Genomic DNA, 26278 nt, shown 5'->3' with positions numbered 1-26278 from the left:
TTACCACCTCATCTCCGTTGGAACGGTCACGTCGGTGACCCCGAAGTTGCGGTACAACACGAGGATGATGCCGATCCCGATCGCGACCTCCGCGGCCGCGAGCGCGATGACGAACAGCGCGAACACCTGTCCCGTGAGGTCGCCGTAGTACAGCGCGAACGCGACGAAGTTGATGTTCGCGGCGTTCATCATGAGCTCGACGCTCATCAGGAAGTACAGCGCGTCGTTCCGAGTGAGCACGCCGAACAGGCCGATACAGAACACGGCGGCGGCGAGCAGCAGGTACCACTCGGGCGGGATCGAGGAGGCGACGGCGGTCATTACCGCTCACCCCCCTCGCGCCCGCCGTCGGTGAGCGCCTCGCCCACCGCGGCGACGATGGAGCCGTCCTCCTCGCGTTTCGCCAGGTAGACCGCGCCGTCGACGGCCACGTCGAGCGCGACCGCCGCGATCAGGAATGCGGCGAGGAAGCCCTCGGCCGGCACCGCGCCGAGGTCGTACTCGCCGAGGTTGAAGAGGGCGTACCCGATGTTGTGGACGATCGACGCGTCCGCCGGGAACGCCGCGACCTCGCCGAAGTCGGCCGACAGAACCGTCAGGGCCAGTACGGCGAACAGGAGTCCGACCGCGACTGTGGGAACGAGACGCCCGCGGCTCCGGGAGCCATCGTCACTCATGCGCTATTCACCTCCGTTTCCGTGTCCGATCGCGTGAGCATCACGGCGAACGTGACGAGAATCAAGACCCCGCCCACGTAGACGAGGATCTGCATGGCGGCGATGAACTCCGCCTGCAGCATCACGTAGTGCACCGCAACGCTCGTCAGGGCACCGCCCAGGAGCAGCGCGGCGTGGAACACGTCGCGCGCCAGGACGACCCCGAGGCCGAACGCCAGCGTGACCGCGGCGAACAGCCCGAACGCGATGGTGGCATAAACCATTGTGTGTGTCTCCTATGAGAGTCCCTTTGAAGATTTCGAGACGCGCCCGTTACTGGTAGTCGACCTCGCCGTCTCCCTCCCCGATCCACGCGCCGCGATCGGGGTTCCGGGACTCCAGCGGGTCGATTCCCTTGTACCACGGGACGTTCTTGAGCTGTTCTTTGTTGAACACGAAGTCGTCCTTCGTGTCCGCGGTGAACTCGAAGTTCTGCGTCAACAGGATGGCGTCGACGGGGCAGACCTCCTCACACAGCCGGCAGTAGATACACTGGCCGATGTGGAGGTTATACTGCTCGCCGTTGCGCTGGTCGTCCTGCACGATCTGGATCGTGTCGTTCGGGCAGACGTTCTCGCACTGCCGACACCAGATACACCGCTCCTGACTGAACTTGTGGACGCCGCGGAAGCGCGGGCTCACCTCGGGCGCGTCCTCCGGGTATTCCACCGTGAAGGTCGTCCCGTCGAGCGCGTGCTTCATCGTCGTCGCCATGGATTTCATGAGTCCGATCATGTTACGCGATCACCCCCACGATTACGGCCGTGAGCACCAGGTTCGCGAACGACAGCACCAGCATTCCCTTCCAGCCAATCTCGATCAGCTGATCGATCCGGACGCGCGGGATCGCCGCGCGGGCCCACTGCGTGAACAGGAAGAAGCCCCAGACCTTCACCACGAACCAGATGAAGCTGATGCTCTCCGGGCCCGGACCGGACGCGCCGCCGAGGAACACCACGGAGAGGATCGCACCGCCGAGGAAGATGTGGACGAACTCGCCGAGGTAAAACAGGACGAAGTACGCCGAGGAGTACTCCGTCTGGTACCCGCCGACGATCTCAGTCGGCGCCTCGGGGATGTCGAACGGGTTCCGCCCGATCTCCGCCATGTTCGCCGTGAGGAATAGCACGAACGCGAACGGGTTGACGAACGCGAACCACGCCGGGATATCGAACCCGGCGACCGTCGCGAGCGTCTCGGTCTGCGCCCCGACGACGCCGCTTATCTGGAGCGTCCCCGCGAAGATCACGACCGACATCGCGGTGACGATGAGCGGGATCTCGTACGCGAGGTTCTGCGCGACCGCGCGGAGGCCGCCGAGGAACGAGTACTTGTTGTTCGACGCGTAGCCGGCCATCACCAGCGAGACGGAGGCGATGGAGGCGAACGCGAACACCAGCGCCAGCCCGACTTCGGGGTCGGCGAGGTGGATGTTCAGCGGGCCGATCTGGCCCATCGGGATCACGGAGAACCCGAGCATCGCCGACGCCGGCAGGAGGATCGGCGCGATGTCCCACGTCGGGCGGTCGACCCCCTCGGGGACGATGAGCTCCTTCGCGAGCAGCTGGACCGCCGCCGCCGGGATGATGAGCAGGCCGAACGGGCCGATCCGGTCGACCGCGATCCGGTCGGTGAACGCGGCCGTGATCTTCCGTTTCGCCCACGGTCCGGCGACGCCGGAGAACGCGAGGATGATGTTGGCGACGAGCGCCGCCCCGATCAGGGAGGCGACGACATCGCCGAGGACGCTGTCGATCCCGAAGGTGTCGACGAGGTACTCGGGGAACAGCTGTGCGGGCGCCGTCCCCATCAGCGGTCCACCTCCCCGAGAACGATGTCCAGACTACCGAGCGCGGCGACGACGTCGGGGATGTACTCCCCGTTCGCCATCTCCGGAAGCGTCTGCAGGTTCGAGAAGCACGGCGACCGGATCTTGAAGCGGGCCGGCTTGTCGGTGCCGTCCGCGCGGATGTAGATCCCGAGCTCGCCCTTCGCGGCCTCGACGGCCCGGTAGATCTCGGTGTCGTCGTCCGGGCGCAGCGTGCGCGGCACGTTCGCCTGGATGTTCCGCTCGTCTTCCGGCCAATCTTCGAGCAGGTCGACGCACTGCTCGATGATCTTCGCGGACTCCTCGACCTCGCGCATCCGGACGAGCAGGCGGCTGAAGTTGTCGCAGCCGTCCTCGGTGATCACGTCCCAGTCGAGCTCGTCGTAGTACCCGTACGGGTCGTCGCGGCGCAGGTCGTAGTCGACGCCCGAGCCGCGGGCGACGGGACCGGTCGCGCCGTAGTTCTTCGCGACCTCCGGCGGGAGGACCCCGGTGTCGATCGTCCGCATCTGGAAGATCTCGTTGGAGGTGATGAGGTTGTGGTACTCCTCGATCGACTCCGGGAGCTGGTCGAGGAAGTCCCGGGTCTTCGAGAAGAACTCGTCGCGCGGCTCCGGGAGGTCCCAGACGACGCCGCCGAGCCGAAAGTAGTTGAACATCAGCCGCTGGCCCGTCAGATCCTCCAAGAGGTTCTGGACGCGCTCGCGGTCGTTGATGGCGTACATGAACGTCGCCGTGAAGTCGCCGTTGATGTCGAGCGCGAACGTGGCGAGCGCGAGCATGTGCGCGGCGATCCGGCACATCTCCGCGCCCATCGTGCGGATGACCTGCGCGTACTCGGGCACCTCGATGTCGGCGAGGTCCTCGGCCGCGCGGGCGTACGCCCACTCGTTGAGCAGGCCCGCCGAGATGTAGTCCCAGCGGTCCGGGTACGGCATGATCTGGTGGCGGTACGTCCCGTTCTGCGCCATCTGCTCCTCGCTGCGGTGGAGGTAGCCGATGTCGGGCTCGACGTCGACGACCTGCTCGCCGTCGAGGACCGTCTTCAGGTGGAGCACCCCGTGCGTCGCCGGGTGATGCGGTCCGATGTTGAGGAACATCGTGTCGGACTCCTCGTCCTTGTGATGGTCCTGCAGCGGGTTGGCGTGCTCCGGCAGCGTGGCGATCTGCGGCCGGTCCTTGTCGTAGTCCATCGACAGGGGGTGGCCCTGCCACGTCTCGGGCAGCAGGATCCGACGTAGGTCGGGGTGGTCGTCGTACTCGATGCCGATCAGGTCGTACGCCTCGCGCTCGTGCCAGTCGGCCGTGCGGAAGACGGGTTCGGCCGATTCGGAGACGGGGTCGTCCTTGTCGGCGGGGACGACGACACTGACCTCCTGGGTCGGGTCGTCGTACTTCTTCAGGTGGTAGATCGACTCGTAGCGGTTCTCGTACTCCTGTGCGGAGACCACGGAGAGGTGGTCGTACCCCGCCTGCTCTTTCAGGACCGAGAGCGTCTCCTGGACCGTGTCGGGCCGGATGACGAACCCGGGCGCGTTCAGGTGGTCGTCGCGGTCGACGACGAGGTCGCCCAAGAGCGCCTCCAGCTCGTCCGGGGTGCGCTCTACGGCGCCGTCGTCGACGGTGTCTGGTCGTTCGAGGCTCATGGGGAATCAGCGAAGTTGTACCGCATGACGAGTTCGTCGTCGTCGATCTGGTCCGCGAGCTTGTCGACGAGCTCGTCGCGTTCGAGGTCGGAGAACTCCTCCAGCTCATACGGCTTGACGGTGACGGGCGCGGCCTCGCCGTTGGCGACGCGCTCCTGCAGCTTCACGACGCCGTAGACGAGCGCCTCCGGACGGGGCGGGCAGCCGGGGACGTGGATGTCGATCGGGATGACCTCCTCGGCGCCCTTGATCACGTTGTACCCCTCCTGGAACGGGCCGCCGGAGATGGTACACGAGCCCATGCCGACCACGAACTTCGGCTCGGGCATCTGGTCGTACACGCGCTTCATCCGCGGCGCGAACTTCGAGACGATCGTCCCGGGGACGATCATCACGTCGGCCTGCCGCGGCGAGGCGCGCGGGACGCCCGACCCGAAGCGGTCGAGGTCGTGTTTCACCGCGTAGGTGTGCATCATTTCGATGCTGCAGCAGGCGATGCCGAACTGCAGCATGAACATCGAGGAGCCGCGACACCAGTTCAGGAACTTGTCGAACTTGGTGAGGATGAACGGCGAGGAGCCGAACGCCTCACGGAGGCGGGAGTTGAACCGGTCCCCCTGCCCGGTCATCCGGGCGTCGCGGGTCTCGGTTACGACTTGCGATTCGTCGGTGATGAATGGTTGATCGCTGCTCATTAGTTGAGGTCACGCTCCGTCTTTCGACTCGTCGCGCGGGGGCTCCGGGCCCAGCTGATCGCGCCGGAGCGCCACGCCCAGACGAGCCCGATCGCGAGGATTCCGACGAACACCAACATCGGCCACAGCAGGTCGATCATCGGCACGCCAGCGCTGATCGCCGGGCGGTAGATGACGGCCCACGGGAACAGTAACACGGTCTCGATGTCGAACACGACGAACAACAGCGCGACCATGTAGTACTGGATGTTGAACCGGATCCGCGTCCCGCCCGTCGGGGTCTCGCCGGACTCGTAGGTGGTACTTTTACCGGTCTCAGGCACGCTCGGACGGAGCAACGCCGACACGGACATCATCCCGATCGGGATGAGCACGCCGACGGCCGCCAAGGCGCCGATCGCTATCCAATCGCTCATATAGGTCTCCGTAACGTGCGAGGATTTGGACCGCCCCCTCATAAGCGTTGAGTCTTCACCGCAACGCCCCCACGCCGCCGAAAACGCCGTCGAGCGGGCCGGAGGCCCGATCCGGATCCGGTGTCCTCTCGGTTCCGCCCGGCGCTACGACTCGTCGCGCTCGCGGAATCCGTCGATGCCGAGGTCGTGGAGATCCGCCGACACGGCCGCGACACCGCCCTTGAGGCCCTCGTGGTACTCCAGCAGTCGATCCTCGATCGCGTCGTGCTCGCGCGCGAGCACCTGCGCGGCCGACAGGCCCGCATTGAACGACTTGCCGGCGTCGACCGCGACGATCGGGGCGCCCGTGGGCATCCCGATCACGGAGTCGACCGACTTCTCCTGAACCGGGACGCCGATCACCGGGACCGGGTACGCGAGCGACGCGGTCATGTTCGGGAGGTCGGCGGACTTCCCGCCAGCGCCCGCGATCACGACGTCGAGTCCGCGGGCCGCCGCGGTCTCCCCGTACGCGTACATGAGCGCCGGCGTCCGGTGCGCGGAGACGACGTAGCTCTCGTAGGTGAACCGCGCGTCGGGCGCGTCGTGGAAATCTGTCTGCTCCGCGAACCCGAGCTCGTCGAGCGCCTCGTAGGCGCCCTCCATGACGGGGAGATCGGAGTCCGACCCCATGATGATCCCCACGTCCGGGGTGGTCTCGGGGTCGGCGTCGGCCGCCGCCTCCGCTTCGAGCCGGTCGATCAGGTCTTGGACCGTGGTCATGGGCGTGGGTGACGCGAGCCGGGTTGTAAATCGTGCCGGTCCCCGCATCGCCCGGCTCGTCGCCGATCGACGCCTCAGCAACCACAAGGCGGAAGGATCGGGCCGCGGAACCGGGAGACGAGATGCCCTCCAGACGCGCGTTCCTCTCCGGCCTCGGAGCGGCCGGACTGACGGCCACAGCCGGCTGCCTCACCGGATTCGACGCCGACCCCGGCGACGACGAGACGTACGACTGGCCGGTCGGCGGCGGCGACGAGTGGAACTCGCGGTCGGTTCCGAACGGCGTCGCGCCGCGCGACGACCCGACCGTCGACCGGACCTACGAGTTCGACGGGACCCCCGCCGGCGACCCGGTGGTGACCGCCGACACGGTGCTCCTGAACACCGGCGTGGACGTGGTCGCGCTCGACCGCGAGGACCTGAGCCGGCGCTGGACCGTCGCTTCTGACGACAACGACGCGTATCGGTACACCGGGGCGCCGGCCGTCGCGGACGGCGTGGCGTACGTCCCGGAGAGCGACACGTTGGTCGCGCGCGACCTCGACACCGGCGAGCGGCTGTGGAGCCGGGAGTTCGAGTACGTCTTCGGCGAAACGACGCCGCTCGTCGTCGAGCGCGGAGACAACTACCGAGTGGTGATAGGCGCCGGCGAGTACCTCCGCGCGTTCGACGGCGCGACGGGCGAGCGACAGTGGGAACGGCGGCTCGACGGGATCGTCCGACGCGCCGTCGCCCGCGCGTCCGCGTCGGTGTACGGCGTCGTCTACGCCGCGACCACCGGCGGGGACCTGTACGCGGTCGACGACGACGGCCGGGTGCGCTGGAACCGGACCGTCGACGCCGGGATCCGCTCCGCGCCGACCGTCGTCGCGTCCCGCAGACGCGATAGCGAGACGATAACGGGGTCTGGCGACGTGGTCGTCGGCGACGGTGACGGGTCGATCCGCTGTTTCGACCCGAACGGGAGGCCCCGGTGGCGTACCGACCTCTTCGGATTCGCCGAGGGTGGAATAGCGGCCGGCCACGACGGCGTGTTCGTGTCATCGGGCGGACGGCTGTCGGCGCTGAACGCGGAGAACGGGGCCCTCGGGTGGCGGACCGAGATCGGGAACGCCGTCCGGCCGACCCCGCCGGCGCTCGTGGGCGACACGGTGTACGTCGGGGGTGAACGGCTCCACGGGATCGCCGTCGGCGGCGGCGTCGGCGTCCGGTCGGTCCGCGTCGGCGAGAGGCGGTTCGAACACGAGGTCGACGGCGGCGCGAGCTACGTCACCGCCGCCGACGGATCGCTGTTCGCGACGGTGGCAGGGGGGATGAGCGGCGGGCGGTTAGCGGTCCTCTCCTGAGAGGAACGGCCGGAGGAGGTCGCCGTCGTGCAGTTCCGACGGAACCCCCTCGAACCACCGCGCAGCCCGGATCTCGTCGGGATCGACGCCGAGGTCGGCGGCGTCCGGAACGGGCCCGTCGGCGCGCGCCGCGTAGACGACGTAATCGGCCTCGAACGCGACCGCGCCGCGCTCGGCGTCGACGTACGACTGCTCGAAGACGACGATCGGATCGCCGACTGCCGGGTCGAGCCCCGTCTCTTCCCGGACCTCCCGCGCCGCCGCGGCCGCCGGGGACTCTCCGGGCTCGACCGCCCCGCCGGGGAGCACCCAGCCGTCCGACCACGCGGTCTTCACGAACGCGAGCCGGCCGGCCGGGTCGCGGACGCGGGCCGCGGCCGTCAGGGCGGTCCCCTTCTCTGCCCACTCGCGGAGCATCTCGATCCGGTCCGGCGGGAGCCGGATCGACTGGCGTTCGCGAGGCGCGTCGGGCGCGAGGTCGTTCGGCATCGGTCCGCGACTACGCGTTTCCGAACGTCAGTCCGTCGCGGAGGGCCCGCGCCCGCGAGAGCAGGGCGTCGCAGTCGATATCGGCGTCCGCGTCGGCGTCGTTTCCGCCATCTGCGGGAGTCGCCGTCAGGTGCCCCATCTTCCGGAGCGGGCGCACGTCGGCTTTCCCGTACCAGTGGAGAGCGGCCTCTGGCGCCGCGAGCACCGCCTCGACGTTCCGGAGCGTCGCGGGTTGCGTCTCCTCGATGTCGCCGAGGATGTTGGCCGTGACCGCGGGCGCGACGAGGTCGGTCGGGCCGAGCGGCCACCCGAGGACGGCCCGGACGTGGTTCTCGAACTGCGAGGTGCGCGCGCCCTCGATGGTCCAGTGGCCGGAGTTGTGGGGCCGCGGCGCGATCTCGTTGACGAGCACGTCGCCCTCGCGGGTCTCGAACAGCTCGATCCCGTAGACGCCCCGACCGTCGAGCACGTCGAGCACGTCGCGCGCGACCGACTCGGCCTCGGCGACGACCGCGCCGTCGGTCCGGGCCGGCGCGACGCTCTCACGGAGGATCTCCTCGCGGTGGATCGTCTCGGTGACGGGGTAGGTCCGGGTCTCGCCGTCGGCCCCTTTCAGCCCCATCACGGCGATCTCGCGCTCGAAGTCGAGGAGCTCCTCGGCCATCGCGGCGCCGCCGATCTCGTCGAGCGCGTCGGCCGCGTCCGCGGGGTCTCGGACCGGGACGTTCCCGCGGCCGTCGTAGCCGCCCTCGCGGGCCTTCAGCATGACGCCGCCGTACTCCTCGACGACGCGTTCGAGCCCCTCGGCGGTGGCGACCGCGACGAACTCGGGGACGGGGATCCCGGCGTCGACAAGCGCCTCCTTCTGCACGAGCTTGTCCTGGATGGTGCGGAGCGTGTCCGGGTCGGGGTGGACGGGCACGTCGTGTTCGGCGGCCGCCTCGGCCATGAGGTCCGGGTCGGCCAGCTCGATCTCGAAGGTCAGCGCGTCGACCCGGCTCGCCAGCTCGCGGATCGCGTCGGCGTCGTCGAAGTCGCCGACGATCTGGTCGCTGACAACGGGGCTCGCCGGACAGTCGGGCGTCGGGTCCAACACGACGACCTCGACGCCGAGCGGCGCGACCGCCTCGCCCATCATCCGACCCAGTTGACCGCCGCCGACGACGCCGAGCGTCGGTCCCGGTAGCGTGATCGTCATGCGCGCCGGTACCGGACGTTACTGCATAAATATTCCCACATCAGGTGTAGAAATGCGCACGGACATGGGTATGATCGGAGCAAACCGGACCACGAACCGTTTTCCGTCCGGGGTTGCTCCTCGAAGATGTGACCGGGACGACGGGGCTCTACGAGCGGGCGGACGAGTGGGCGCGCGGACTCTCTCGTGGGCGGTACGCCGTCCTGTTGGGAGCGTCGTCAGGGGGCGGCGTGCTTGCGTTCGGCCTCCTGGTGAGCGGTGACGCGCTCCTCGTTCGCGCCCTCACGATGTCGCTCGTTATGTTCGGCCTGGAGTACGCGTTCGGGGCGTTCGGCGGGTCGGACGACGAGTGATCGAGGCGCCGGGCGGGAGCGGAGGAGGTCCGGTGCGGTCGCCGGGCGGCCCCTCGCCGACGACCTCAGATATCGACCGCCGCGAGGTCGCTCTCTAACTCCCCGACGAACTCGTTGTACGCGTCGACGAACCCCCGGAAGGAGTCGGCGTACTCGCGCACGTCGGCCGCCGACGGCGCCTCGTACTGCGAGAGGATGTAGAGCCCGCCCGATCCCCCGACACGGAGGTACGAGACGGTCCCCTCGTCCCACTTCAGCTCCCACCGGTCGCCGTCGACGCGGGCGGTGAAGGTGCCGTAGTCGTCGCCCTCGTACCGATGGATCTCGCCGGCCATGACCGAGCAGGCGTCGCGGATCCGGTCCAGTACCCGGTCCCGCTCGGCGACGACCCCGTCCGTCGGGGCCGGCTCGGGGAACTCGGCGCTCACGCCGTCAAGGACGCCCGACAGCGACCCGACCCACTCGTTCCACGCCGCGACGAAATTCGCGTAGTCGTCGAGCGCGGTCGACAGGCTGGCGGGCGCCGGCGGCTGCTTCGTCGAGATCACGTACACGTCCGAGCCCGAGGTCGGCGAGAACAGCAGGAACTCCAGCTCGCCGGCCTCGTGTTTCACGGTCCACGTCCCGCCCGGCGTCGACAGCTCCTGCCGGCCGTAGTCGCCGCCCTGCAGCTTGGCGAGCTGGTAGGCGATCGTTCCGGCGTGGTCCCGCACGGCGGCGACGAGCTCGTCGCGCCGGTCGGCGACCGCGTCCGCGTCGCGCACGTCGAGGTCGAGCCCGAGGTCGGCGTGGGTGGTCACGGGCGTACTGGGCGCCTCACGCGGTTAACGAGTTCGGGTCTGAGGGCGGGCGGACACCGGCCCGCACACGGGGCTTCACGCGATCGATTCCCGGATCTCGCGGATCCGCGGCGGTTCGTCGATCCCAGATCGGACGACCAACGCGAACACCTCCTCGCCGCCGGGGACCGGCGCGTCGCCGCTCAAAATTGCGCCGGAGCCGGTCTCGTCGGCGAGCCACCGCCGCCCGTCCGCGATCGCCTCGCGGTTGAGCCACGCCGGCGGCCCGCCGACAACGAGCAGGGTCCGGTCCGCCCGCCCCTCCGGCACCGCAACGGTGTTCTTCCCGCGGGTCGCCTTCCGGATCGTCGTCTCGATCGCCGACACCGCTTCGCTCGTGTCGACCGCCGCCGGCTCCGCGGAGCCGAACAGGCCGAGCCCGAACCGCGACCCCGACTCGGGCGGCTCGACCGCCTGCGTCGCGTGGCCGACCGCGGCGATCTCCCCGTCGTCGCCGACCGCCCGGGCCACGTCGCTCGCGTCGAGCACCTGCTGGGGGGTCGACTCCGCGTCGTCGGCCTCGCCGGCGCCGAACAGCGCCGCGACGCGCTCGGTGACGACGGCGTTCAGTCGGTCGCGGGCGTCGGCGATCCCCTCACCGGGGCGGAGCCACTCGGCGTTGTCGAACGGGAAGACCGCCGCGCACCGATCCGAGAGCGCGTCGAGTGTCCGCGCCGCGTTCTTCTCCGCGAGGGGGCGCTCCGGCGGTCGTTCCCCGGAGTCGTCGGTCGCGCTCGCGCGGGGCGAGTCGGGCTCGCGGGGCTCGGACTCCGCGGGCGTCGGGAGCAGCCCGACGGCGTAGACGGGCACGTCGTAGAGCCGCGTCAGCTCCTCGGCCAGCGCCGGCGCGGCGCCCGCGCCCGCGCCGCCGCCGAGCCCGACGACGAGGACGAACGCCTCCGCGAGCGACGGCTGCTGGTCGTCCATCGCCCGGCCGAGCTCGCTGGCGTGCGCGTCGCCGAGCCGCCGGGCCGCGTGGAGGTCGCCGTCGAGCCCCCCGCCGCCGGCCGCGTCGCCGAAGCGGTGCCGGCGGGACTCGTCGATCGACCGGAGGGCGTCGAGCGCGGCCGCGTCGGTGTCGAACGCGTTGACGCCCTGCAGGAACCGGTCCCCGTCGCTGTCGGCCGCGAGCCGGTCGGCGATCCGGCCGCCGGCGCCCCCGAGACCGATAACGTGTACACGCATACGTCACCCCGGTCGTCGAGCGGGGGCTTATCTCTTCGGCCCGAGGGTCGAGCGTCGGAGCAGGGGTCGCCGATCGGTCCGCGATTGGCGGTCGGTCCGCGGTCGGCGCTCGGCGGTCAGAACCTGCCGATCAGCACCCGCCGATCAGAACTCGTCGAGCCGGCGCTGTCCCCGCGGGATCTCCGGTCCGACCTCCTCGGCGTCGCCGCCGAGCAGCCTGACCAGGGCCGTGTCCGCGAACGTGAGCGCCAACACGAGCACGATCGGCGCGAGGAACAGCCCGTGGAACCCGAACACGACCGGGCCGAAGATGTACGCCAGCATGAGCAGCCCGACGTGGGTGGTCTTCCCGCTGAAGTACGGGCGGAGCACGATGTCTGGGATCGTGTCGACGACGACCGCGGCGACGACGAGGAACCCGGCGACGTACACGAGCACGGCGATGTCGTCGCCGAGGACCGGCGGAACCGCGGTCACTGCCGCGAGCGGAACGTACACGATCTTCATCCCGATCACCGGGATCAGGCTCGCCACTCCGGTGAGCGCGCCGGCGAGCGCCGGGTACGGCACCTCGACGATCTCGGGGGCGACCACGTTGTAGCCGGTGTAGGTCACGACGGCGATGATCGAGATGGCGATGACGTTGAGCAGGTTCCCGTACAGCACGGCCTCCAGCTCGGCGTCCGCCGCCTCGAGGTACTCGCGGACGACGGCGTCGTCGTCGAAGGTGAGTAGCCACCCGTGGAACTTCGAGCCGTCGAGCAGCAGGTAGTAGGTGACGACGATCGTGATGAGGAGGTTCAGCGTGAGCCCCGAGAGCACGCCCGCCAGCAGCCCCGCCTGCTCGGAGACGAAGTCGATGAGGGGGTCGAGCTGCCCGGACTGGTACGCCTGCATGACCCCGTCGAACGTCGGGTTCGAGAGCGCGGCGAGGTCGCCGACCCACGAGTTCTCGGCGCCGACCGTCTCGGCGACCGGGTACTGCTCGATGAACCGCCGCGCCTCGATCAACAGGAGGAGCACGGTGTAGCTCAGGAGTCCGATAAGCGGGATACCGATCAGCGACAGCGAGGCCACCGCCCGCACCCGGGCGGGGAGCCGGAAGCGTTCGAGCCGGTGGTAGAGGCGCCGGGTCGAGTAGTAGAGGAAGACGGCGACCGTGAGCGGGGCGACGAACCGGTAGGCGATGAACCCGACGAGCAGCGCGACGACGAGTCCGAAGAGGGCGATGACGAACCGCTTTTCGTCCATGGCGGGTCCTCTCCGCGGCTCGACATAAACCATGTGGCTCGCTCCGGGACCGGCGAGCGCGAGCGGGAGGCTGACGCGGCGCCCGTGGGTCGGAGCCGCCGATCAGTCGGAGCCGTCGTCGATCGCCCGCTCGTAGCGCGCCGCCTGCTCGCGGTGGAGCGAGAGGATCATGTCGGCGAGGAAGCCGAAGATGAGCAGCTGTATCCCCAACAGCGCGGCCCCGACCGCACCGATCGCGATTATCTCGTGGGTGGCTCCGTAGACGAACCAGCGGTAGAGCACGTACCCGGTCATCACCGCCCCGGCGCTCGTCGAGAGGGCGCCGAGGCTCCCGAAGTAGAACAGCGGGTTGTTCGTCTTCGCCTTCCGGTACAGCTCGATGAAGATCACGCCGCCGTCGCGGACGGGATGGAGGTTGGTCGCGGAGCCGCCGGGGCGCTCGCGGTAGGTGACCGGGACGACCGCGACCGACTGCCGGTTCTTCACGCATTCGACCGCCATCTCGGTCTCGATCCCGAATCCGTCGGCGGTGAGGTGGAGCCGGAGGAACGACTCGCGGGTGAACGCCCGGTAGCCGGAGAGGATGTCCCGGTAGCGCTCGCCGTGGATGAGGCGGAACGCGAGGTTGATGATCCGGTTCCCGATCTGGTTCAGCCGCGTCATCGCGCCGGGGCGCATGTCCGCGAACCGGTTCCCGATGACGTGGTCCGCCTCGCCGGATAGCAGGGGCTCGAGCATCGCGTCGACGTCGTCCGCGTCGTACGTCGCGTCCGCGTCGGCCATCACGACGTAGGGCGCGTCGATGTGGTCGCGGACCGCCTCCCTGACGGCCTGTCCCTTCCCGCGCCCCGACTGCTCGACGACGCGTGCACCCGCCTCCCGAGCCGCCTCCTGCGTGCCGTCGGACGAACCGCCGTCGATGACGAGGATCTCGTCGAGCCCGGCGTCGCGGAACGCCTCGACGACGCGCGCGACCGTCTCGACCTCGTCCATCGTCGGCAACAGGACGCAGACGTCGTCGGAGTCGCTCATTACGCGGTCGATGTCGGGGGAGTCGCTAAACTCTGTCCCTCCGGGCCGGAACCGCTTCGGACACCCATACGCTCATGTACCAGACGATCGATCGTGGTAGCATGGCACACCCACCGGATGAGCGCGCCGAGGAGCTGCTCAGCGCCGCGCGGACCGCCACCGGAGACGAGCTGCGGAGTCTCACGTACTTCACCGAGGACGACGTCGAACAGCTCTACCTCCGCAGCGACCTCAGCCGGACGGCCGACCTCGTCGGCTTCGCGGAGAGCGAGCGACACGGGTTCCACGCGCAGTCGCTGTACGCGGACACGCAGCTCGGAGACTACCGGTTCACGGTCCGCGTGTTCGAGAACGGCTACCTCACGCGGGTCATCAACAACGGCCACGGGGTCTGGGTGACGACCGACTCGATGGACATCGACCGCTTCGAGGAGCTCGCGAGCGCGCTCGCGTCGATCCTCCGGTCGTTCGATCCGGCGTAGGGTATCGCAGTTGTCCGCCCCGCTACCGCGACCCGCTCACCCGAAGTGGCTCCGCATCTCGGAGACCAGCTCGTCGGCGTCGACCGGCTTCGTGACGTAGCCGTCGGCGCCGGCCTTCACCGCCTCCATCATCTTCTCCTGCTGATCGACGCTCGTGCACATCACGATCACCGCGTCGGGCCAGCGCTCCTTGATCGCGGCGGTCGCCTCGATGCCGGTCATCTCGGGCATGACGACGTCCATCGACACCGCGTCCGGTTCGTACGCCTCGAACAGCTCCACCGCCTCCGTCCCGTTCTCCGCCTCGTCGACCACCTCGAACGGCCCGTCCAGCGCGTCCCGGACGACGGTCCGCTGGAACGAGGAGTCGTCGACGACGAGTACCCGCTCGGTCATGTCCACCTGTCGGCGGCAGAACGGCATAAGCGCGCGGATCGACCGCGCACCCGGGCGCCCTCGGCCTCTCTTCTCTCACCCCCTTTCCCTCGTCTCCCCTTCCCCGTCGACGACGCGGAAGAACACCTTGTATATTCGACGGCGCGTATAATGGTCATAGGAACAAGGTTAAGGTGTATCCGGCGGTATCAACCCTTATGGAAACGCGGAAAGTCCAGCGGTTGGGTCCGTCGACGCTGGCGATGACTCTCCCCGCGGAGTGGGCGAAGGAGCACGGCGTCAACAAGGGCGACGAGGTCTCGCTGCGGATGGGCGGCAAGGGAACGCTCACGGTCCTTCCGGAGTCGGTGAGCTCGGAGGAGTCGGAGGCCGTGATCAACGCGGACGCGCTCGACGCGCGCTCGCTCGAACGCGCCATCGTCGCGCAGTACGTCCTCGGGCGGCGCGTGATCCACGTCCGCAGCGAGGGGACGCTCGACAGCGAACACATCAACGCGGTCTACAAGGCCGAGACGCAGCTGATGGGGCTCGGCGTCATCGAGGAGACGCCCTCGGACATCTCGATCCGGTGTTCCGTCGACCCCGAGGACTTCACCCTTGACAACCTGCTCGAGCGGCTGGAGAACACGGGGTCGACGATGCGCGGCGAGGCCGTGAAGGCGCTGGCGCACGGCAACCCCGACCTGGCCCAGCGCGCGCTCAACCGCGAGCGGCAGGCGAACAAGATCTTCGTGCTCCTGCTCCGGCTCATCTTCACGGCGTACCAGAACCCGAACCTCGCCCGCGCGGTCGGGCTCGAGGAGGGGTTCCCCCTGATCGGCTACCGGTCGGTCGCGAAGAACCTCGAGCTCACCGCCGACAACGCCGAGGACATCGCCGACATCGTGATGGAGGCGGAGGGCCACACCCTCGACGTCGACAGCGCGACGATGCGGCAGATCCGGGAGTTCACCGATCAGGTGGACGAGCTGACCGCGCTCGCCGTGCGGGCGGTCGTCGAGCGCGACTACGACCTCACGGTCGAGTGCCGCGAGCTGTTCGCCCGGCTCGAGGACCGCGAACAGGAGATCCTCGGGGAGCTGCCGAGCGACCTCGACAACGACACGCTGCTGATGACCCGCGAGGTGCTCGTCAGCCTCCAGCACACCGCGGAGTACGCGATGCGGAACGCCGAGATCGCCGCGAATCTCGCGCTCAACGAGGAGTCGGAACACGTCGAGATTATCTGATCCGCCCGGAGGGACGCCGGCGTTTCGAGTCCGACTCCCCCGCCTTCGCATGAACTAAGTAGCCGCCCGCAAAGCGACGAGTATGAGCGAGGCATCCATCGAGTCTGACAAGGAAGTCGGCGTGGCGCTCGCGTTCGGCGCGATCGCGGTCGTCGGCGCCGTCGTGATGTTCGGCCACCCGTCGCAGCTCGGGAAGGCCTGGGGGTTCGGAGCGGCGTTCCTCTTCGCCCTCTGTTCGGTCGTCGCCGTCCAGATATTCGACTGAGGCGGCCCGAACGCGACCCGGACGAGTAACCGTTAAGGACGTTTGACGCCTACCTTCGGGACATGAGCGAGTACACCGAGGAGGAGCAGCGCATCCTCGCGTACCTCACGGACAGCGTCACCCGTGGCGAGCGCTACGTCCGCTCGAAGACGATCGCCGACGCCATCGGCCTCACCGCCAAGCAGGTCGGCTCCCGGCTCCCCCGGCTCGCCGAGAAGTCCGACGACGTGGACATCGAGAAGTGGGGTCGCGCGCGGTCGACGACGTGGCGCGTGACTCCACAGGGCTGAGTCGATTCCCTCCCCACCTCGACCGATTCCCACCCCGCCGCTCGACTCGCGTGCTTTTAACTCCCGTAGCCCCAAACGGGGGCGTATGACCGTCCGAGTCTCCCGGACGTTCGAGTTCGACGCCCCCGCCGAGGACGTGTGGGCGTTCATCTCGGACGCCGAGCAGCGCGCAGGGGCGATAAGCGTCGTCGACACCTACGAAGTACACGGCGACGGGCGGGCGACGTGGCACGTCGCGCTCCCGATCCCGATGATCCGGTCGACCATCTCCGTGGACACGGAGGAGGTCGAGCGCGACCCGCCGACCCGAGTGAAGTTCGTCGGGAAGTCGAAGGCGTTCCGCGTCACCGGCGAGCACACGATCACCGAGACCGACGGCGGCTGCCGGCTGGCCAACGAGTTCGTGGTCGAGGGGAAGCTGCCGGGCGTCGAGTCCTTCTTCGAGCGCAACTTCGACGCCGAGCTGGACAACTTGGAGGACGCCCTGCGCGCGTCGCTCGGAACGACCGCATGAGGGTCGCCTGCGTCCAGCTCGGCGTTGAGGGCGGTGCCGTGGAAGACAACGTCGCGGGCGCGATCGAGGCGGTCCGCGAGGCCGCGGCCGACGGGGCCGACCTGGTCGTCCTCCCGGAGCTGTTCGACGTGGGGTACTTCGCGTTCGACTCGTACGCCCGCGCGGCCGAGAGCCTCGCCGGCGATCGGCTGGGTCGGTTCGCCGAAGTCGCGGCCGAGGCCGACGTGAACGTGCTGGCGGGGACCGTCGTGGAGGATCTGGCTGCGTCCGCGGCCGACGGGATCGACGCGCCGGCCGAGGAGGGGCTCGCGAACACGGCGGTGCTGTTCGACCGAAACGGCGAGCGGCGGCTCGTCTATCGGAAGCGACACCTCTTCGGCTACGGCTCCGAGGAGACGGACCGGCTGGTTCCCGGCGAGCGGGAGCCGGTGACGGAGGTCGAGGGTGTGCGCGTCGGCGTGACGACCTGTTACGACCTCCGGTTCCCGGAGCAGTTCCGGCGGATGGTCGATGCGGGCGTCGAGTGCGTGCTGGTGCCGAGCGCGTGGCCGTACCCCCGCGTCGAGCACTGGCGGACGCTGGGCCGGGCGCGGGCGATCGAGAACCTGGCGTACGTCGCGGCAGTCAACGGGAGCGGGACGTTCGACGACGACGCGCTCTGCGGCCGGACGACCGTCTACGATCCGTGGGGGACGACGCTCGCGTCGGCGGGCGAGGAGCCGACGACCGTGACCGCCGAGGTCGACCCGGACCGTGTGGCCGCGGTGCGCGAGGAGTTCCCCGCGCTGCGGGACCGCCGGTAGGCACGGACCGTCTCATTTATACGGGAGAAGCGACAACGATCGCTTGCCGAAGTCCGACGCTTTTCTCGTTGGAGTTCGGCGACAAAACCACGCGCCCGTCCCGACCACTCGGGCGGCGACGCCGATGACAGCCCGGGGGTCCGCTGTTCGGCCGCCGCCCGTCCGCCTCCCGTCGTTCAACCTTCCGCTTCGCCTTTCGCCGCCTTCGTCTCTCCCTTTCGGAACCGGCTCCCAGTTACGGGTTCACGTCCGTGATCTCGCGAGCCGCGGATCCGTGCTCACGTCCGTGCGACGGCCATCGACGTCGAGGGGGTCGCTCGCTCGGAATCAACCTCGATAATTCGAGCGATAGCTACTTATCCCGCACAAGGTAGAAGCTAAACGCCGCGGACGAAACCGGCCGGCCCACTCCCGTTTTCGGGCGGGCCGGCCGGAGACTCGCTTCCACCGTCCGTCGTCCGTCGGCTTTCGGGCTCGGGTCATCCGCTCCCACACCGTACCCGATCCCGTTTCTCGGCACCCGACAGTCACGCTTCTCGACGCCCGACAGCAGACGTAGCGGCGGCCGCGTTTCCGGGCCGAGCCGAAGCGCAAGGACGAAACCCTCGGATCCCGAATCGTCGGTCGAATGTTCCCCCGCGAGTACCGCGGCGTCGCCTTCGTCGTGGGCCTGTTCCTCGTCGTCCAGCTGGGCGCGTTGGCGCTGGTCCCGGAGTTCGCAGCGAGCGGCTACCAGGCGGTCGAAAACCCCGACAACCCGACGAACAGCCTCGTCTACATCGCCGCGATCGTCGCCATGACGGGCGTGATGCTCGCCGCGTTCCGCTACGACCTCGACCAGGGGATCCGACTCCTGATCGTCGGCGTCTCGGCGTGGCTCTCGTGGTACGTCTTCTCCGCCGTGATCTCGCCGCTCGCGGCCGCCGTGCCCGCGGTCGCGGTCGGCGTCGCCCTGCTCGCGTACCCCGAGTGGTACGTGATCGACGCCGCCGGGGTGCTGATGGGCGCGGGCGCGGCGGGACTGTTCGGCATCTCCTTCGGACTCCTGCCCGCGCTGCTGCTGTTGGCCTTCCTGGCGATCTACGACGCGATCTCGGTGTACGGCACCGAACACATGCTGTCGCTCGCGGAGGGCGTGATGGACCTGAACATCCCCGTGGTGCTCGTGATCCCGCTGTCGCTCTCGTACTCGCTTCTGGGTGAGGAGTCGGAGGAGAGCGATGATGTCGGCGATGACGGCGGGCCGACCGAGGACGACGGCTCGGCCGGAGAGAGCGCCGCCGACGGGACCGTCGACGACGGGGCCGCCGACGTCTCGGAACCCACCGATATCGAGGACCGCGACGCGTTCTTCATCGGGCTCGGCGACGCCGTGATCCCGGCGGTGCTCGTGGCGAGCGCGGCGACGTTCTCGCCGGCGGCCGGCCTCGACGTGCCGCTGATCGGGATCAACGCCCCCGCGCTGCTCGCGATGGTCGGCAGCCTCGCGGGGCTGTTGGTGCTGATGAGCTGGGTGATAAAGGGGCGGCCGCACGCCGGGCTCCCCCTCTTAAACGGCGGCGCGATCGGCGGCTACCTGATCGGCTCCGTCGTCGCCGGCGTCCCGCTGATCGAGGCGGTCGGGCTGGCCGGATTCCTGTAAGTCGACGTTTGTGGCGCTGTCGGCCGTTTATACGTGATCGACGGTTTCGCGGTGAACGCCCCCAAATCCCCGGCCGCTCGCCTATAAGTAGTTGCTCACGGCGGATCGACGGAGAACACCTCCAAAGCCCCAGCCGCGAGGACTCGCGCGGCTTGCTGTCGTTCGAAAGGCGCGAAGCGCCTTTCGTGATGTCGTCAGAACGCTTTGCGTTCTGACTGCTAGCCAGAAATCGGTGATTTCTGGCGATGACGAGAGAGCTTTGCTCTCTCGAACCACGCGCTTCAGTCGCTCACTTCGTTCGCTCCCTCCAGTGCTTGCTGCGCCGTGCTTCGTCCTCGCGGCTGCCCCTTTGAGTCCCACCCCGACCGCACGGCACAGCAGCCTCACGCCTCCCCAGCCTCGCCGCTCGCTCGGGGCTCCCTCCGGTCGCCCACGTCGCTCGCGGCGTCCCTCGCGCGTGCTCCTCGCGGCCGCCGGCGGCGGCACGCTCGGAGGGACGCGCCACCGCACCGTTTTTGTACGCTCCTCCTCGTTTCGCGCGCTACTCGCTCGCGCCGTCGCGCTCGACCGCCATCCCGAGGTCGGCCATCGCGTCGAAGAAGTCGGGGAACGAGACGTCAACGTGTTCGCCCCCGCGGATCGTCGTAGTGCCCTCGGCGACGAGCGCGGCCACCGCGAGCGACATCACGATCCGGTGGTCGGCGCGCCCGTCGACGGCCGCGCTCCGGAGGTCACTCTCGGAGCCGTGAATCGTCAGCGTATCCTGCTCCTCGGTCGTCTCGGCACCCAGCTTCTCCAGCTCCTCGGCCATCGCCGCGACGCGGTCCGTCTCCTTGTACCGGACGTGCTCGCAGTTCGTGATCCGGGTGTCGCCGTCGGCGACCGCGCCGAGCGCGGCGATCGTGGGGAGGAGGTCGGGCGTGTCGCCCACGTCGACCTCGACGCCCGACAGATCGGAGCGCCGGACGGTGATGACGCCCGCGTCGCGGTCCCACTCGATGTCGGCCCCCATGCGCTCGGCGATCTCGACGATCGCGGAGTCGCCCTGCGCGCTCGGCACCGCGCCCTCGATCCGGACCGCCTCGCCGGGCTCGGCGGCGACCGCGCCGGCGGCGACCAGATAGGAGATCGAGGAGAAGTCGCCGGGGACCGTGTAGCTCCCGCCCGCGGGCGCGTACGACTGGCCGCCCTCGACGACGAAGCCCGCCGCCCCGGCCGCGCCGTCGAGCGCGTCCCCGCCGTCGCCGACGGGCGTGGCCTCGATCCCGAAGTCGTCGAGGAGTTCGAGCGTGATGTCGACGTACGGCGCCGACTTGAGCGGGGTCGTCAGGTCGACCTCGATCCCCTCCTCGGTGACCGCGCCGGCCATCAGCAGCGCGGTGACGTACTGCGAGGAGACGTCGCCCGGGATCGCCACCCTGCCGCCCGCGAGCGGCCCGCTCACGACGAGGGGCGCCTGCCCGTTCCCGCGGGTCGACTCCGCGCGCACGCCGAGGTCGCCGAGCGCCTCCAGGAGGGGCCCCTGCGGACGCGAGCGGAGGGAGCCGTCGCCCGTCAACACCGTCGTGCCGTCCGCGAGCGCTGCCGCGGCGGTGACGAGCCGCATCGTCGTCCCGGAGTTCGCGCAGTCGATCACGTCGTCGGGGACTGCGGGGCGACCGCCGAAGCCGTCGACGGCGAGCGCGTCGGCGGCGTCCATGTCGTCCGCGTCGGACTCGGCTTCGGCCCCGGACCCGGGGCCCGGATCGACCGCGCCGCCGAAGGCCGTCACGGCCCGAGCGGTCGCCTTCGTGTCGGCCGAGACGAGCGGGGAGCGCACGGTCGCGCCGTCGCTATATCCCGCGGCCAGCAGCGCGCGGTGGGTGTAGCTCTTCGAGGGCGGCGCGCGGGTCGATCCTCGCACGGTCGAGGTGGTGACGTGAACGTCCATACCATCCCTGCCGCCCGCGGCGACAAGTGGGTACCGGCCGCGGCACGATTCTGTTGGTGTGCCCCGCGGCGCGATCCGGCGCCGCCGATCGGCGACCGGAGCGCCCGCCGTGGGCCGCCGGCGCACCCTTTATACCACCGGGAGCGCTACCGTCGCGTATGCCCCAGTGTGAGATGTGTGGCGCCGACGAGGCCTCGCTGACGACGACGAAGGTCGAAGGCGCCGAGCTGGAGCTGTGCAGCTCGTGTACGGACTTCGGCACCGAGGTCCGCGACGAGTCCACCGGCTCCGGCGGCAGCAAGTACTCCACGAGTTCGAGCACCGGGAAGTCGTCCGGGTCCTCCTCCGGCTCCTCAAGCGGGTCGTCCGGCTCGTCGGGCGGGTCGACGCGCCCGCGCGACATGTTCGACGACATGGACGAGATCGCCACCGACTACGACGACCGGATTCGCAAGGCCCGCGAGTCTCGGGGGCTCAGCCAGGAGGAGCTGGCCGATCAGCTCAACGAGAAGGCGAGCCTCATCCGTAAGCTGGAGCGCGGGGACACCCTCCCGACCGACGACATCCAGCGGAAGCTGGAGAGCGCGCTCGACATCTCGCTGGTCGAGGGCGAGTCCGTCGACGACGCCGACTGGGACAGCGGCGACGCCGGGACGATGACGCTCGGCGACGTGGTCAAGCGGAAGGACTGACGCGCGGATACGTCCCGAAGTTTCTCTCTCCTACCGTCCGACTCGAACCCACATTCCGACGAGGAGCACCGCGAGCAGCCCGAACGCGACGAGCGAGAGGTTCGGGATCGTGAGTCCGATCACCGGGCTCTGCCACTGGACCGCCGCGCACGGACCGCCGAGCGTGCACTCCGCCGTCGTCGCCTGGAGGTACGAGTGGTACGCGGAGAGGATGAGTCCGAGGCCGACGAACGGCAGCGCGGTCCGGGAGACCGCCGCCCGGCCCTCGACGGTTGCGACGCCGAGGACAACGACGAGCGGGTACATGAGAATTCGCTGGTACCAACACAGGTCGCAGGGCGTGAGCCCGAGCCCGAGGCTGAACCAGAGGCTCCCAGCGGTCGCGACCGTCGCGACGAGCGTTGCGGCCGACAGCCAGACCCTCGAGTCCGAAAGGCGCTCCCACACGCCGTCGCTCGATGGCTCCCCCGTCACACCGTCGCTCCGCCGTCGTCCGTCTGTTCCGACCCGCCGTACCGCTCCGTCAGGTAGTCGATGATGTAGTCGACCGTCTCGGGGTCGTAGCTCCAGAAGCCGTAGAACTCGCCCGGCGCGCGCTCCTCGGCGAGCAGCGCACACTTCGCGTCGTCGTACCCGCCGCCGTCGTACGCGACGAACCACGTCTCCCGGATCTCCGCGGTCTCGCCGACGTGGACGGTGTAGTGTTCCACGTCGGGGGCGTCGCCCTCGTCCGCGGCGTACGCGTGCACGTCGAGCCGCTCTTTCCCGCCGAGCAGGTCGTAGGTGTCCGCCTCGCCGGTGAGCACGTCGAGGGTCTGGAAGCCCGCGTGGAGCTCCCCGTCGCCGACCCGCCACGCGCGGTCCTCGATCTCGCGGGAGGCGGCCACCATGTCCGCGCGCGAGTAGGAGGTGAACATCGTCTCGTCGAGGTGGTCCAACACCGGTGCCCCGACGCGGCCGCCGGCCGGCTCTCCGGCCGCCGGCTCGTCTCTACCGCCTTCCGACTCGCCGCCGCGGCCGTCCGACTCGCTTTCGCCGTCTCCCGGGTCGTCCCGTCGCGGTAACAGCTCGTCGACGGTCACGGCCGTGACGAACTCGCCGTCGCGCGCGAGCACGGCGAACCCCTCGGGGCCGGCGGCGGTCTGGGCCTCGACCACCCGGATGTTGCGGTCGGCGAAGTGCTCCCGGAGCTCGTCCGTGACCTCCGGGTCGGCGTTGAAGACGGTCAGCGTGGCCTCGTGAGCTTCCACGCCGGCGATGAGCTCGATGAGGGACATCCCTTGCCGGACCCACAGTACCGGGGTATAAGGTCGTTACTGCTCTCGGGGGGCGCGAGAGAGTCTCGGCGGAGCGTCGCCGGAGTATGAAGCTATTTGCGCCGCGGACCCCGAATGCGGGTATGTTCATCCTAGTGAACCTCAAGGCGTACCCGTGCGATCCGATCGAAGTCGCGACCGCCGCCCGCGACGTGGCCGAGGCGTCCGGCGCGCGGATCGCGGTCTCGCCGCAGGCCGCGGACATCGCCCGCGTCGCCGACACCGGCGTCGAGACGTGGGCCCAGCACGTCTCGCCGAACGCCCACGGCTCCCACACCGGGTCGACGCTCGCCGAGGCCGTCGCCGACAACGGCGCCGAGGGCACCCTGATCAACCACTCGGAGAACCGCCTGAAGCTCGCCGACGTCGACGGCTCCGTCCGCGCCGCAGAGCGCGCTGACCTGGAGACGATCGTCTGCGCGAACAACCCCGCGCAGGTCGGCGCCGCCGCCGCGCTCGGCCCCGACGCGGTCGCCGTCGAACCGCCGGCGCTCATCGGCGGCGACGTCTCCGTCTCGACGGCCGACCCGGGGATCGTCGAGGACGCGGTCGCGGCCGCCGAGGCCGTCGACGAGGACGTGGACGTGTTCTGTGGCGCCGGCGTCTCGACCGGCGAGGACGTGGCCGCCGCCGGCGACCTCGGCGCCGCCGGCGTCCTGCTGGCCTCCGGCGTCGCGAAGGCCGACGATCCGGAGGCCGTGCTCGAAGACCTCGTCAGCGGGATCTGAGGGGCGTCGAGGGCGATCTGAGGCGGCTTCTCGGTCTCCGCGACGGCGATCGGAAGTCGTTTCTCGATCCTCGCGACGGCGATCGGGTTGCTGCGCTTGCGGATCGGTATAAAGACATCGGTGAGACGCGTTCACACGATCGCGGAAACCGCATGACTGCGGCGTGATCCGATGCGCGTCCGAATCGCGCCGTCTAGTAACCTTTAACCGACACAAGCCGGTACATTTGGGTAAGATGGCGAGCAACAAAATCCTCGGTATCGACCTCGGTACCACCAACTCCGCGTTCGCGGTGATGGAAGGCGACGAGCCGGAGATCATCGCCAACGCGGAAGGCGACCGGACCACGCCGTCGGTCGTCGCCTTCGCCGACGACGGCGAGCGCCTCGTCGGCAAGCCCGCGAAGAACCAGGCCGTCCAGAACCCCGACCGCACGATCCAGTCGATCAAGCGGCACATGGGCGAGGACGACTACACCGTCGAGATCGGCGACGACGAGTACACGCCGGAGCAGGTCTCGGCGATGATCCTCCAGAAGATCAAGCGCGACGCCGAGGAGTACCTCGGCGACGACGTCGAGAAGGCGGTCATCACCGTCCCCGCGTACTTCAACGACAAGCAGCGGCAGGCGACCAAGGACGCCGGCGAGATCGCCGGCTTCGAGGTCGAACGGATCGTCAACGAGCCGACCGCGGCCTCCATGGCGTACGGCCTCGACGACGAGTCCGACCAGACCGTCCTCGTGTACGACCTCGGGGGTGGCACGTTCGACGTGTCCGTCCTCGATCTGGGCGGGGGCGTCTACGAGGTCGTCGCCACGAACGGGGACAACGACCTCGGCGGCGACGACTGGGACGAGGCGCTCATCGACCACCTCGCCGACGAGTTCCAGAACGACCACGGCATCGACCTGCGCGACGACCGGCAGGCGCTCCAGCGGCTGAAGGACGCCGCCGAGGAGGCGAAGATCGAGCTGTCCAACAAGAAGGAGACCACCGTCAACCTCCCCTTCATCACCGCGACCGACAGCGGTCCGGTCCACCTCGAGCAGTCTGTCACCCGCGCGACGTTCGAGAACCTCACCTCGGACCTGATCGACCGCACCGTCGAGCCGACCGAGCAGGCCCTCTCCGACGCCGACTACTCGAAGTCGGACATCGACGAGGTCATCCTCGTCGGCGGCTCCACCCGGATGCCGCAGGTCCAGGAGAAGGTCGAGGAGCTCGTCGGCCAGGAGCCGAAGAAGAACGTCAACCCTGACGAGGCGGTCGCGCTCGGCGCGGCGGTCCAGGGCGGCGTGCTCTCCGGCGACGTCGACGACATCGTCCTGCTGGACGTGACCCCGCTCTCGCTCGGGATCGAGGTGAAGGGCGGCCTCTTCGAGCGGCTCATCGAAAAGAACACCACGATCCCGACCGAGGAGTCGAAGGTGTTCACCACGGCCGCGGACAACCAGACCTCCGTCAACGTCCGCGTCTTCCAGGGCGAACGCGAGATCGCCGAGGAGAACGAGCTGCTCGGCGCGTTCCAGCTCTCCGGCATCCCGCCGGCGCCCGCCGGAACGCCGCAGATCGAGGTCTCCTTCAACATCGACGAGAACGGCATCGTCAACGTGGAGGCCGAGGACCAGGGCTCCGGGAACGCCGAGTCGATCACCATCGAGGGCGGCGTCGGCCTCTCGGACGAGGAGATCGAGGAGATGCAGGAGGAGGCCGAGAAGCACAAGGAGGAGGACGAGGCCCGCCGCGAGCGGATCGAGGCCCGCAACGAGGCCGAGACGACGATCCAGCGCGCCGAGACCCTCTTAGAGGAGAACGAGGAGGAGCTTGACGACGACGAGCTCGTCGCCGACATCGAGGCGGCCATCGAGGACGTCGAGGAAGTCCTCGAAGACGAGGACGCCGACACCGACGAGATCGAGTCCGCCACCGAGGCGCTCACGGAGGAGCTCCAGGAGATCGGCAAACAGATGTACGAGGGACAGGCCGCGCAGGCCGGTCCGGGCGGCGCGGGCGGCGCCGCGGGCGCCGGTCCCGGCGGGATGGGCGGCATGGGCGGCGCCGCCGGTCCGGGCGGTGCGGGCCCCGGCGCCGACGGCGACGACGAGGAGTACGTCGACGCCGACTTCGAGGATGTAGACGACGACGAGGAGTAACGCGGACCCTTTCGGTTCGCGGCGTCCCTCGGACGCGCCGCTTAACACGACCCAGCCACGAACGACCCAATAACGAACGT

The 26278-nt window shown here is 69.3% G+C and carries 31 protein-coding genes; 12 read left to right on the top strand and 19 right to left on the bottom strand.

Features of this window, described 5'->3' with window-relative positions:
- From nuoK to purE, 9 genes are all read right to left on the bottom strand, one after another.
- Nucleotides 1-321: an NADH-quinone oxidoreductase subunit NuoK gene (gene nuoK / locus CK500_RS06535; protein WP_050024387.1), complete on the bottom strand. Its 321-nt coding sequence runs from the start codon at nucleotides 319-321 to the stop codon at nucleotides 1-3.
- Complete coding sequence (locus CK500_RS06530) at nucleotides 321-677, bottom strand: hypothetical protein (RefSeq protein ID WP_095636445.1); 357 nt, start codon at nucleotides 675-677, stop codon at nucleotides 321-323. Before CK500_RS06530 ends, nuoK begins: the two co-directional genes overlap by 1 nt.
- Nucleotides 674-940, bottom strand: a complete 267-nt coding sequence (locus CK500_RS06525) for an NADH-quinone oxidoreductase subunit J (RefSeq protein WP_004049822.1) — start codon at nucleotides 938-940, stop codon at nucleotides 674-676. Before CK500_RS06525 ends, CK500_RS06530 begins: the two co-directional genes overlap by 4 nt.
- A gap of 49 nt (nucleotides 941-989) precedes the next feature.
- On the bottom strand, nucleotides 990-1451 hold the full coding sequence (locus tag CK500_RS06520; protein WP_006113010.1) for a NuoI/complex I 23 kDa subunit family protein: 462 nt from the start codon (nucleotides 1449-1451) through the stop codon (nucleotides 990-992).
- A gap of 1 nt (nucleotide 1452) precedes the next feature.
- Nucleotides 1453-2526 (bottom strand): complex I subunit 1/NuoH family protein, encoded by a 1074-nt coding sequence (locus CK500_RS06515; protein ID WP_095636444.1) that lies wholly within the window; start codon nucleotides 2524-2526, stop codon nucleotides 1453-1455.
- Nucleotides 2526-4190, bottom strand: a complete 1665-nt coding sequence (locus CK500_RS06510; protein ID WP_095636443.1) for an NADH-quinone oxidoreductase subunit D — start codon at nucleotides 4188-4190, stop codon at nucleotides 2526-2528. Before CK500_RS06510 ends, CK500_RS06515 begins: the two co-directional genes overlap by 1 nt.
- Complete coding sequence (locus tag CK500_RS06505; protein WP_006113007.1) at nucleotides 4187-4885, bottom strand: NADH-quinone oxidoreductase subunit B; 699 nt, start codon at nucleotides 4883-4885, stop codon at nucleotides 4187-4189. The genes CK500_RS06510 and CK500_RS06505 overlap by 4 nt, the downstream gene beginning before the upstream one ends.
- Nucleotides 4885-5301: an NADH-quinone oxidoreductase subunit A gene (locus CK500_RS06500; RefSeq protein ID WP_095636442.1), complete on the bottom strand. Its 417-nt coding sequence runs from the start codon at nucleotides 5299-5301 to the stop codon at nucleotides 4885-4887. The genes CK500_RS06505 and CK500_RS06500 overlap by 1 nt, the downstream gene beginning before the upstream one ends.
- Nucleotides 5302-5445: 144 nt before the next feature.
- A complete protein-coding gene (gene purE / locus CK500_RS06495) occupies nucleotides 5446-6063 on the bottom strand; it encodes a 5-(carboxyamino)imidazole ribonucleotide mutase (protein ID WP_095636441.1) in 618 nt (205 codons plus the stop codon).
- A 122-nt stretch (nucleotides 6064-6185) separates the two neighbouring features.
- Here purE and CK500_RS06490 point away from each other — a divergent pair, with 122 nt between their 5' ends.
- Nucleotides 6186-7409 carry a PQQ-binding-like beta-propeller repeat protein gene (locus tag CK500_RS06490; protein WP_095636440.1) on the top strand — a complete coding sequence of 408 codons (1224 nt, stop codon included), beginning with the start codon at nucleotides 6186-6188 and terminating at the stop codon, nucleotides 7407-7409.
- On the opposite strand, the gene CK500_RS06485 is transcribed toward CK500_RS06490, so the two are convergent.
- Nucleotides 7392-7898 carry an NUDIX domain-containing protein gene (locus CK500_RS06485; protein WP_095636439.1) on the bottom strand — a complete coding sequence of 169 codons (507 nt, stop codon included), beginning with the start codon at nucleotides 7896-7898 and terminating at the stop codon, nucleotides 7392-7394. The genes CK500_RS06490 and CK500_RS06485 overlap by 18 nt on opposite strands.
- A 10-nt stretch (nucleotides 7899-7908) precedes the next feature.
- The gene (locus CK500_RS06480; protein ID WP_095636438.1) at nucleotides 7909-9096 is read right to left on the bottom strand and encodes a 5-(carboxyamino)imidazole ribonucleotide synthase; all 1188 of its coding nucleotides are present in this window, start codon (nucleotides 9094-9096) and stop codon (nucleotides 7909-7911) included.
- A 128-nt stretch (nucleotides 9097-9224) separates the two neighbouring features.
- On the opposite strand from CK500_RS06480, the gene CK500_RS06475 reads away from it, so the two are divergent.
- Complete coding sequence (locus CK500_RS06475; RefSeq protein ID WP_095636437.1) at nucleotides 9225-9449, top strand: hypothetical protein; 225 nt, start codon at nucleotides 9225-9227, stop codon at nucleotides 9447-9449.
- A 65-nt stretch (nucleotides 9450-9514) separates the two neighbouring features.
- Here CK500_RS06475 and CK500_RS06470 read toward each other — a convergent pair whose 3' ends face one another.
- The 4 genes from CK500_RS06470 to aglJ form a co-directional block, all read right to left on the bottom strand.
- On the bottom strand, nucleotides 9515-10249 hold the full coding sequence (locus CK500_RS06470) for a hypothetical protein (RefSeq protein WP_095636436.1): 735 nt from the start codon (nucleotides 10247-10249) through the stop codon (nucleotides 9515-9517).
- 75 nt (nucleotides 10250-10324) lie between these two features.
- On the bottom strand, nucleotides 10325-11473 hold the full coding sequence (locus CK500_RS06465; protein ID WP_095636435.1) for an FtsZ/tubulin family protein: 1149 nt from the start codon (nucleotides 11471-11473) through the stop codon (nucleotides 10325-10327).
- A gap of 144 nt (nucleotides 11474-11617) precedes the next feature.
- Nucleotides 11618-12724, bottom strand: coding sequence for an AI-2E family transporter (locus tag CK500_RS06460; protein ID WP_095636434.1), 1107 nt, complete (start codon nucleotides 12722-12724; stop codon nucleotides 11618-11620).
- Between the two features lie 102 nt (nucleotides 12725-12826).
- Entirely contained in the window at nucleotides 12827-13756 is a 930-nt protein-coding gene (gene aglJ, locus CK500_RS06455) for an S-layer glycoprotein N-glycosyltransferase AglJ (protein ID WP_095636433.1), read from the bottom strand.
- Between the two features lie 101 nt (nucleotides 13757-13857).
- Here aglJ and CK500_RS06450 point away from each other — a divergent pair, with 101 nt between their 5' ends.
- The gene (locus tag CK500_RS06450; protein WP_095636432.1) at nucleotides 13858-14238 is read left to right on the top strand and encodes a DUF7522 family protein; all 381 of its coding nucleotides are present in this window, start codon (nucleotides 13858-13860) and stop codon (nucleotides 14236-14238) included.
- Between the two features lie 36 nt (nucleotides 14239-14274).
- Here the strand turns inward: CK500_RS06450 and CK500_RS06445 are convergent, their stop codons facing one another.
- Nucleotides 14275-14634 (bottom strand): response regulator, encoded by a 360-nt coding sequence (locus CK500_RS06445; protein WP_095636431.1) that lies wholly within the window; start codon nucleotides 14632-14634, stop codon nucleotides 14275-14277.
- Between the two features lie 197 nt (nucleotides 14635-14831).
- Between CK500_RS06445 and CK500_RS06440 the strand changes: the two genes are divergently transcribed.
- The 6 genes from CK500_RS06440 to CK500_RS06415 all read left to right on the top strand — a co-directional run bounded on the left by CK500_RS06440 (nucleotide 14832) and on the right by CK500_RS06415 (nucleotide 19377).
- The gene (locus CK500_RS06440) at nucleotides 14832-15863 is read left to right on the top strand and encodes a phosphate signaling complex PhoU family protein (RefSeq protein ID WP_095636430.1); all 1032 of its coding nucleotides are present in this window, start codon (nucleotides 14832-14834) and stop codon (nucleotides 15861-15863) included.
- An 82-nt stretch (nucleotides 15864-15945) separates the two neighbouring features.
- Nucleotides 15946-16128 carry a DUF7525 family protein gene (locus tag CK500_RS06435; protein WP_095636429.1) on the top strand — a complete coding sequence of 61 codons (183 nt, stop codon included), beginning with the start codon at nucleotides 15946-15948 and terminating at the stop codon, nucleotides 16126-16128.
- 62 nt (nucleotides 16129-16190) lie between these two features.
- A complete protein-coding gene (locus CK500_RS06430; RefSeq protein WP_007998354.1) occupies nucleotides 16191-16418 on the top strand; it encodes a DUF7123 family protein in 228 nt (75 codons plus the stop codon).
- 85 nt (nucleotides 16419-16503) lie between these two features.
- Nucleotides 16504-16932, top strand: coding sequence for a CoxG family protein (locus CK500_RS06425; protein WP_095636428.1), 429 nt, complete (start codon nucleotides 16504-16506; stop codon nucleotides 16930-16932).
- Entirely contained in the window at nucleotides 16929-17735 is an 807-nt protein-coding gene (locus CK500_RS06420; protein ID WP_095636427.1) for a carbon-nitrogen family hydrolase, read from the top strand. Before CK500_RS06425 ends, CK500_RS06420 begins: the two co-directional genes overlap by 4 nt.
- 628 nt (nucleotides 17736-18363) lie before the next feature.
- On the top strand, nucleotides 18364-19377 hold the full coding sequence (locus CK500_RS06415; protein WP_095636426.1) for a presenilin family intramembrane aspartyl protease PSH: 1014 nt from the start codon (nucleotides 18364-18366) through the stop codon (nucleotides 19375-19377).
- A 541-nt stretch (nucleotides 19378-19918) separates the two neighbouring features.
- Here the strand turns inward: CK500_RS06415 and aroA are convergent.
- Nucleotides 19919-21307, bottom strand: coding sequence for a 3-phosphoshikimate 1-carboxyvinyltransferase (gene aroA / locus CK500_RS06410; RefSeq protein WP_095636425.1), 1389 nt, complete (start codon nucleotides 21305-21307; stop codon nucleotides 19919-19921).
- A gap of 158 nt (nucleotides 21308-21465) precedes the next feature.
- Between aroA and CK500_RS06405 the strand changes: the two genes are divergently transcribed.
- Entirely contained in the window at nucleotides 21466-21999 is a 534-nt protein-coding gene (locus tag CK500_RS06405) for a multiprotein bridging factor aMBF1 (RefSeq protein ID WP_095636424.1), read from the top strand.
- A gap of 30 nt (nucleotides 22000-22029) precedes the next feature.
- On the opposite strand, the gene CK500_RS06400 is transcribed toward CK500_RS06405, so the two are convergent.
- Both CK500_RS06400 and CK500_RS06395 read right to left on the bottom strand, forming a co-directional pair.
- Complete coding sequence (locus CK500_RS06400; RefSeq protein WP_394338250.1) at nucleotides 22030-22473, bottom strand: disulfide bond formation protein B; 444 nt, start codon at nucleotides 22471-22473, stop codon at nucleotides 22030-22032.
- Nucleotides 22470-23276, bottom strand: a complete 807-nt coding sequence (locus CK500_RS06395) for a DICT sensory domain-containing protein (RefSeq protein ID WP_095636423.1) — start codon at nucleotides 23274-23276, stop codon at nucleotides 22470-22472. Before CK500_RS06395 ends, CK500_RS06400 begins: the two co-directional genes overlap by 4 nt.
- Before the next feature lie 122 nt (nucleotides 23277-23398).
- Here CK500_RS06395 and tpiA point away from each other — a divergent pair, with 122 nt between their 5' ends.
- Together tpiA and dnaK are read left to right on the top strand one after the other, a co-directional pair.
- Entirely contained in the window at nucleotides 23399-24043 is a 645-nt protein-coding gene (tpiA, locus tag CK500_RS06390; protein ID WP_095636422.1) for a triose-phosphate isomerase, read from the top strand.
- 235 nt (nucleotides 24044-24278) lie between these two features.
- Nucleotides 24279-26198: a molecular chaperone DnaK gene (dnaK, locus tag CK500_RS06385; RefSeq protein ID WP_198951517.1), complete on the top strand. Its 1920-nt coding sequence runs from the start codon at nucleotides 24279-24281 to the stop codon at nucleotides 26196-26198.
- Nucleotides 26199-26278 lie beyond the last annotated feature (80 nt).

This window comes from Halorubrum salipaludis (genome assembly GCF_002286985.1).
GTDB classification, from domain to species: Archaea; Halobacteriota; Halobacteria; order Halobacteriales; family Haloferacaceae; genus Halorubrum; species Halorubrum salipaludis.
Note: the sequence above shows the minus strand (reverse complement) of the source record. Positions and strands in the feature narration are given on the sequence as shown.